This window comes from Ralstonia sp. AU12-08 (assembly GCF_000442475.1).
Lineage (GTDB): Bacteria > Pseudomonadota > Gammaproteobacteria > Burkholderiales > Burkholderiaceae > Ralstonia > Ralstonia insidiosa.
Window position 1 is genome coordinate 59,941 of record NZ_ASZV01000002.1, and the last position, 6,249, is coordinate 66,189.

4 protein-coding genes are annotated in these 6,249 nt (G+C 62.1%); all 4 read left to right on the forward strand.

Features of this window, described 5'->3' with window-relative positions; translation table 11 throughout:
* Window positions 1-53: 53 nt before the first annotated feature.
* The 4 genes from C404_RS31160 (at window position 54) to C404_RS31175 (ending at window position 6,196) form a co-directional block, all read left to right on the forward strand.
* The gene (locus C404_RS31160) at window positions 54-1,739 is read left to right on the forward strand and encodes a ShlB/FhaC/HecB family hemolysin secretion/activation protein (protein ID WP_031328645.1); all 1,686 of its coding nucleotides are present in this window, start codon (window positions 54-56) and stop codon (window positions 1,737-1,739) included.
* Between the two features lie 132 nt (window positions 1,740-1,871).
* Window positions 1,872-3,131: a helix-turn-helix transcriptional regulator gene (locus tag C404_RS31165; protein ID WP_037010783.1), complete on the forward strand. Its 1,260-nt coding sequence runs from the start codon at window positions 1,872-1,874 to the stop codon at window positions 3,129-3,131.
* 259 nt (window positions 3,132-3,390) lie between these two features.
* The gene (locus tag C404_RS31170; protein WP_031328648.1) at window positions 3,391-5,484 is read left to right on the forward strand and encodes a putative bifunctional diguanylate cyclase/phosphodiesterase; all 2,094 of its coding nucleotides are present in this window, start codon (window positions 3,391-3,393) and stop codon (window positions 5,482-5,484) included.
* Window positions 5,485-5,887: 403 nt separating this feature from the next.
* Window positions 5,888-6,196, forward strand: coding sequence for an H-NS histone family protein (locus tag C404_RS31175; protein WP_021192590.1), 309 nt, complete (start codon window positions 5,888-5,890; stop codon window positions 6,194-6,196).
* Window positions 6,197-6,249 lie beyond the last annotated feature (53 nt).

Sequence of the window (6,249 nt, forward strand, 5' to 3'; positions counted from 1 at the left end):
CCCGGACCGGCGAATCGCTTCACTGCAGAACAAACACCACGGAGGAGACACGCGTGCGGAGCACCACGATGCGGTTAGCGCTGGCCACAGGCGTTGCATTGACCAGCCCGGCACTGAGCTGGGCACAGAGCAGCCCCACGCAAGGCAACCCGATCGACACGCTGCCCAAGGTCGATACCTCCCGCCCGCCCGAGCAGAAGATCCAGGTACAAGTCCAGCGGCCGAATCCGGCCCTGGAAAACCTGCTCGCCACGCACCTCACGCCGACCAAGTTCCAGATCGAGGGCGTCAAGACGCTACCGTTTCCCGAGATCGCTGCGCACTTCGCGCCGCTGGCCGGGCACGACGTCACCGTCGCGCAGCTGCTGCAGGCGGCCAACGATGTCACCAAGCTGTATGCCGACCGCGGCTTTCCGCTCTCCTTCGCGTTCGTACCGGCGCAAACCTTCGAAGGCGGCGTGGTCCGCATCACCGTGGTGGAAGGCTACGTGGCGCGCATGCGCATCGAGGGTACACCCGGGCCACTGGAAGGTCGGTTGCGCGAGATCTCGCAGCGCTTGATGGATGAGAAGCCGTTGCGCAAGGAAACCTTCGAACGTGTAACCGGCGTGCTGGCGCTGCAGCCCGGCGTGCAGATCACTGCGACCGTGCAGCCGCCCACCACCACCGATGGCGCGAGCGAGCTGGTGCTCAACGTCAAGCGCCAGCCGTACACCATCGGCACCGGCGTCGAATACCGTTCGCCTGGTGTGCGTGCCGTCATCACGGGCACGCTCAACAGCGTGACGCCGCTGGGCGAGCAGATCACGGTGTCGACACTGCAACCACGCGGGCCCGATCACGAAACGTTCTACTCGGCCACCTGGGCGCAACCGATCGGCACCGACGGGCTGCTGGCTAAGCTCACGTGGTCGCACTATCGCGGCATGCCCGAGAACCTGCCGCTTGAGCAGCTCGGCTATCAGTCGCGCTATCTGACCGACACGCAACGGCTGGGCCTGTCGCTGAGCTATCCGGTGCTGCTGTCGAACACGCGCAGCCTGACGGTTACGGGCACGTTCTACGGCAACGACGACAAGCAGCAGTACTCGCCGCAAGACATCACCCTCCCACAAGCGGAATTGGACACCAAGGTGCGCGTTGCCGGCGCTGAAGCGGTCTACACGGAAGTGAATCCCGGTGAAACTCGGCGCGCATCCGTTGGGGTGTATCAAGGGATCAGCGGGCTCGGTGCCGGCAAGTCTGCATCGCCCAAGGCCCAAAACAACGTCGATCTTGGCTTCCTGCGCACGCGCATTACCGCAAGCGAGGCACACGACTTGCCACTCGGCTTCGGCATCGTGGTTTCGGGCGCAGCGCAGTACAGTGGCGCGGTGCTGCCGTCGTCGGAGCAGATCAGCTTTGGCGGGCGTTTCTTCGGCTTGGCCTATCCGGCGGGCGAAGTGGCAGGCGACCGCGGCTGGGGCGCATCGGTAGAACTCAACCGGGTCTTCCCGGTGTCGATGGAATACTTGAAGACCGTGCAGCCCTACGTGCTGTACGACACGGCCAAGGTGTATTCAAACGCCGGCACGCTGGTGCATGACCAGCTTGGCTCCATTGCGCTGGGGGTGCGCTTCTCCGACCGCAAGTACTACACGCTGGACTTGGCCATTGCGCGCCCGGTGGGCGACAAGCCGATCAACACGAGCTCTCGCAGCCTGCGCTTCACCGCGGCCTATACCTACCAGTTCAACTAGGCGGCGGAAAAGGCACTGAACAGGTTAAGGAATTTTGTATATTTTTTATATTTTCAGCGCTGAAAGTCGCCCATACTCCCTTCCAAAGGGGGGGATACAGCATCACCGGAATTTGGGAGCATCAGGAGCGGAATGTTAAGTTTTTCCAAAGAGTTGCCGATTACCAAGGAAGTCGCGCAGAAGAACAACAACCAACACAGCGACAGCGGCCAACAGCACGTCAGGCCGCAACACGCCGATGGCGAGGGACAGTCCCCTCAGTCATCGCAATACGCACCGGGGGCCACCATGCTGCAACGTCTATCGGATGACGCAGAGTTTCATCGACTCGTCGATACCATCTACGAGGCGGTGCTCGACCCCGCGCAGATGCCGACCGCCCTAGCCCTGCTCTCTGTCTATGCCGGGGCCGAAAGCGCACATTATTTTGTATGGGACAAGCAAGCCGACGCGCCGCGCGAGGGCGTTTCGTCGGGCTGGTGCCAACACTGCCCGCAACCGGGCGACTGCAACACGTTCTGCCAAGACCCTCAATTGCTACATGCCCCACAGGCTGAAGACACACCTGCGCGTGGCGTAACGTTGATGGACACCCCGGACCTCTGCATCACCATGCGCCTGCGCACACGGGACGGCATCTCGGAAGTGAGTGCCGCCGAACGCGAAGAGCGCCTGCAACGCGTCCTACCTCACCTGCAGCGTGCGGCACGCATGCAGCAACGCAATCAAGAACTGAACGAACTCGCCGCGCTCGGCATGGCCGGGTTGGATACGCTCGACTTTGGCGTGATGGTGATCGAACGCAGCATGCGTGTGAAATACGCCAACGCATGGGCGCGCACGATGGCCACAGAAGACGATCGTTTGTCGCTTGATGGCAGCATGTTGCACTCCGCTGATCACACTCACAATGCGGCACTGCGCAACCTCATTGAACACGCGGCTGGCTCGATGGGCGTGCAAGGCGCCGCCGGCTCGTGGATGTATCTGGCACGCGATGGGCGGCCCGTTCCCTTCATCGCCACGCCGCTGGCACCCTCTGATGCCATGCGCTCGACCTGGGCGGCGCCGCTCGCCTTGGTACTGGTGGGTAACTCTGAGGCACGGTCGGTCATGGATGCAGGCGTGCTCGCCTCGCTTTTCGGGCTGACGAACAAAGAATGCATCGTCGCTGCGCGACTGGCCGCAGGAGAGACCCTGCAGGAAATCGCCGACCGTGAATTCCTGTCGCTGCACACCGTGCGCGTGCACATCCGCGACATCCTGCGCAAGACCGGCACGCACCGCCAATCCGAGCTCGTGCGCCTGCTGCATCTGCTGCCCAGCGTTGATCTGGAGCGCGCCGGAGCCGCCACCCCCGCATCCCGCCGGCGCACTCGCCTGAACGCCTGAATCTCCGCCCGCAATCGCGGGCGTGCAGCCATTCGCGTATACCCGGGTCATGCGGCCCGGTTTTTTGCCGATGCATGAAGACAGGCGTGGAGCCGCCGCAATTGCTTGACGCAATGCAATAGCGGCGGATTATCCCGACGCATTCTGTGAATAGCGCGCAACAAGCGGGCTTTTTCAGCGCCTGAAACACCAGGCTCTTGCGCTATCCTCGCCGCAAAACACAGACAAGCGTGGATCGGGGCCGCGCCAAAGCGCTCGCATGCATAACGATTTCCATATTGCGCTGCTGCTGTTTGCGTGGGTAAGCACGGGCTTAACCACGTTTGCCGCACTAGACGCTGCGACACGTCTGCCGGGGGGTTCGACGGTCGCAAAACGCCGTAACTGGCGCATTGCCTGTGCCGTCATTCTCGGCATCGGGCTATGGTCAGGGCTTTGGCTCGCTCAGGTCGGCCTGCACCGCCCATTGGCGACACCGCTCACAGCCCCCATTTCCGCCACGCTCATGACCGTGTTGGCGGCCTCGCTCGCCGCATTCCTGATGGTATTGGGCGATACGTCGACCGCCATCGCCGGGCAGCCTCCGCGCCGCCATCGCATTGCCATGGGCGCTATCGCACTCGGTATCGGGCTGTTGATGGCAGAGCTGTATCTGGCGCGCCCATGGGTGCATGACGACGCCCTCTCGCTGCAGCGCACGCTCGTTGGCTGGGGGGGCAGCACCCTTGTGCTCGGCGCGGGGACATGCCTGGCGATGTGCATGGCCTTTCATCTACCGCCGGCACAGCGCCGAGCCGCCGTCGGCTTGCGTGCGCGGGCGGCGGCAGTGTTGGCGACATCCGTAGTGCTATCGCTGGCGGCATGGCCGTCGGCCAGCGCCTGGCCCGCAGACGCGGCAACCACGTTGCACGTGGTGCCCGTCATCATGCTGAGTGCCGGCGGTGTGCTGCTTGCGCTTGGGCTGCACGCGGTGCTGATCATGCTGGAGACGCGAGTCGATTCCGCACAGGCCCATCTGGCCGCATCTCTGGCACGTGTCGCGACTCAGCCACCTACGCCACAGCATCACGATGCGCTAACCGGCTTGCCGAATCGGCTTCAGCTTCGGCAATCGCTGGATAGTGCGATCCTCTCGACAACGCGGCGCGGGCGTCCTTTCGCCCTCTTCTGCCTCGACCTGGACAACTTTGGCCAGATCAACGAGCAATACGGCCGCGCCACCGGCGACCGCGTTTTGCAAATCATCGCCGAGCGCCTGCGCCAGACCATGCGCGGCGAAGACATGGTTGCCCGGCTGGGTGGCGACGAGTTCGCCATTCTGGTCGAAGGCCTCACCCTGCCCGAGGCGGCCGCCACCGTTGGCGACAAGCTGCTGTTCCGCCTGCGCGAACTGGTAGAAGTGGACGGCCGCCGCCTGCGTGCGACGGCCAGTATCGGCGTGGTGATCCATCCGCACAATGGCGCAACGGCCGACACGCTTCTGGAGCATGCGGACGCCGCCATGTTCGATTGCAAGCAGTCCACCGGCAATGCCTACCGCTTCTACGAGCCGCGCCTGAACACGACTGCGCATCGCGTGCTGCAGATCCAGCGCGCGCTTTCGCATGCGGCGCTCAATGGGCAGCTGTCGGTGTACTACCAGCCAAAGTTCGATGCGCTCACGCAGGCTATGACCGGCGCAGAGGCGCTGCTGCGCTGGAATCACCCAGAGCTTGGCCCCGTGTCACCCGCCGAGTTCATCCCGCTGGCGGAGCGCACCGGCACCATCGTCGAGTTGGGCGATTGGGTGGTCGAAGAAGTCTGCCGCCAGATCATGCATTGGGATGCGGCCGGCATGGCCCCGCAACGAATCGCGGTCAATCTCTCGCCGCGCCAGTTTCAGCAACCCGACCTCGTGCAGCGCCTGTCGCAGATCCTGCACCGCTATCAGGTGAGCGCACACCGCCTGATGTTTGAGATTACCGAGACAGCCGCCATGCGCGATGCCAGCCAGAGCATTGCAGCGATCCGCCAGATCCAGGCGCTTGGCATTGAAGTCGCCATCGACGATTTCGGCACCGGTTATTCCAGCCTGAGTTATCTGCAGCGCTTCCGCGCCCAGCAGATCAAGATCGACCGGGCATTCGTCTCTGCACTTGATGACAACCCGCTCGAGGCGGCCGCAATCATCCGTGCCATCTGCGCGATGGCGCATTCGCTTGATATGACGGTGGTGGCGGAAGGCGTGGAAACCGAGGCGCAGATGGAGGCCTTGGTGAGCCTGCAATGCGATCAGGTTCAAGGCTATCTGTTGGCGCGCCCGTTACCGGCAAAGGATTTTCAGGGCTTGCTTGAAGGCGTGCAGTTCGCCTGAAGCAATTGTGAAAATGCGCCATTTTGATGCATTTTTTCATTCCCCTTTCGATAACCTTTCAACGCACGCTCGAAAGCTTTTCATCAAATCGGCTCCCAGTGCGGCTGCCGAAGCAATGAAGCAATCACATAAAAAGAAAGTGTGCCGTCCGCGCTCAATGCTTCTCGTTGACATTGCACACATACCGTAGCGCGGCTCCTCACTTCTTCATATGTTCACAATTTCCGGTTTTCCGGACAAATGGCCGCGCCATGCCGGTTTGCGCAACGCAAACTGCAGCACAAAATCCACGCCGTTGACATGAGGTCTTAACGAAATTCATTTCACTCGGTCAAAGCCGTTATAATGCGATGGGCCACGGGGAGCGTGCCCATGTTTCAATTGCAAAGCTGAGGAATCCATAATGCCGACTTACAAAGAAATCGTTCAGAAGATCTCTGAACTGCAGCGCCAGGCCGATGAACTCCGGGCAAACGAACAGGCGACGGTGATCGCTGAAATCAAGCAGAAGATCGTGGAATATGGCCTGACCGCCGACGACCTCGGTTTTGGTGCCAAGGGTGCAGTGGCTTCGAAAAAGGCCGGCCGCAAGGTACCGGTGCGTTACCGCGACAGCAGCGGCAATACCTGGACGGGCCGCGGCAAGCGTCCGGGCTGGCTGGTGAAGGAACTGTCGTCGGGCCGCAAGATGGAAGATTTTCTGGTCGCCTGACCCACGTAGAAAAGCACCACATCCGAGTCTGCACAAAGAGGCAACCGGAAACC